At 40.9% G+C, this 773-nt stretch carries 2 pseudogenes; both read left to right on the top strand.

The features are described 5' to 3' along the window. Positions 1–185 (top strand): annotated as a pseudogene (locus CVN76_RS31585) (glycosyltransferase family 2 protein); the annotation flags it as partial. A gap of 187 nt (positions 186–372) precedes the next feature. Continuing rightward, a pseudogene (locus CVN76_RS01685) lies at positions 373–773 on the top strand (CDP-glycerol glycerophosphotransferase family protein); the annotation flags it as partial.

Below are 773 nucleotides of genomic sequence, written 5' to 3'. Positions count from 1 at the left end.
TTTCGCTGGATGACATCGATAAAATGGAAAAGTCCCTATTTACAGTGTTTATTCGATATAATGAATATCAATTGATCAATATTAAAAGAATTCTCAAAAATAAAATGACGTATAATAAGAAAAACGTGGAGTTTTATACAACGGTTGCAAATAATTTGGGGCTGGCAATAAAGTCTTTGGAGTAGCTGTTCGAAGTACGCCGAAAAAGCTCCCCCTTTTGGTGGGCGAGCTTATTTTTGGTGTATGTGAGGTCGGGGATGTGTCTCGATAAGCGGGAATGACGGTGATTCATGGTTCATTTATATCAGCATTCACCATTAATAATTAATAAAAGGGAGATCGGATATGTCAAACGAAAAAACGGAAACCTCAAAGAGACCTTCCTTTCTATCGCTGTTTAAACGCATCGCCAAAGCCGTTATATTAAGAGGATATCAAATGTTTTTCGCAATGGCAGGCAGAGTATTGCCGGTGGACCAAAAGCTGGTCATTTTCGAGAGCTTTTTGGGCAAGCAATATAGCTGTAATCCACGAGGGATTTATGAATACTTGCAGAGTCACCATCCTGAATATAAAATGTATTGGAGCGTGGATAAAAGGTATAAGGCTCATTTCGAAGAGGCAGGCATTCCATATCTCCATCGTTTCTCGTTAAGTTGGCTGCTTAAAATGACCAGAGCCCGCTATTGGGTAACGAACAGCAGGCTCCCGCTTTGGATTCCGAAGCCGAAGCACACGATCTATTTGCAAACGTGGCATGGGACGCCACTAAA

Source organism: Bacillus sp. mrc49, from assembly GCF_002803435.1.
This window is presented reverse-complemented; position numbering and strand designations above follow the sequence as displayed.